Origin of the sequence: Geobacillus sp. DSP4a (assembly GCF_013096875.1) — a bacterium.
Lineage (GTDB): Bacteria > Bacillota > Bacilli > Bacillales > Anoxybacillaceae > Geobacillus > Geobacillus thermophilus.
The window spans coordinates 1-400 of the sequence record NZ_SDLD01000225.1 but is presented as its reverse complement, the minus strand read 5'-3'; the positions used below and the strand labels follow the sequence as shown (position 1 = coordinate 400).

The 400-nt window shown below is 35.2% G+C and carries 1 pseudogene; it reads right to left on the bottom strand.

The annotated features are described in order from the left end of the window. Positions 1-164 (bottom strand): annotated as a pseudogene (locus ETC02_RS18685) (RNA-guided endonuclease TnpB family protein); the annotation flags it as partial. Positions 165-400 lie beyond the last annotated feature (236 nt).

Here is a 400-nt window from a genome sequence, read left to right as displayed (position 1 = left end):
GATTCTTCCTGTTTCAAGAATTCAATGCCGTAAAATTCACAAAGATATTCTAGTTTTTCTTTTATGTTACCGAGAGGAATATTGACAAAGTTTTGATTTGTCTTTTTTCCTAGATTCATATTGCGTTGCCATGTTTCCGCATAGCCAATGACAAGTTTGCCAATTTACAATCCGACGTTGTACATGTTCTTGGCAATATGGCACAGTTCTCGAAGAGTCAAGTATTCTTCTTTGGTCAAACCATTTAGCTGTTGTTTGATACAAAAATACATTTTTTCACCTCCCATCTAACTATATTATACTATATTTTACTGAATCTATCCTATTTTCAGCAAAATATAGTTAAGGCGATTCATCTCCCACTTACTCCGCTTCGCTTCGTTGAAGTGGGAGTCTTCTC